General features: G+C 52.9%; 1 tRNA gene. It reads left to right on the forward strand.

Annotated elements, in window-relative coordinates:
* Window positions 1-150 precede the first annotated feature (150 nt).
* A tRNA-Ala gene (locus SB752_RS33490) sits at window positions 151-223 on the forward strand.

The following is a 223-nucleotide window of genomic DNA, read 5'->3' on the forward strand; positions in this document are numbered from 1 at the left end:
TATAGCTCAGTTGGTTAGAGCGCACGCCTGATAAGCGTGAGGTCGGCTGTTCGAGTCAGCCTAGGCCCACCATATATCGCTTTGCTGAGGGGTTCCCGAAAAAGTATTCGGAATTACCTACGAAGCGTAAGCATCACTTTTTTGGGTTTTGGGGCTGTAGCTCAGTTGGGAGAGCGCCTGCCTTGCAAGCAGGAGGTCATCGGTTCGATCCCGTTCAGCTCCA

The organism is Brevibacillus sp. SIMBA_040 (assembly GCF_046535075.1).
GTDB lineage: Bacteria > Bacillota > Bacilli > Brevibacillales > Brevibacillaceae > Brevibacillus.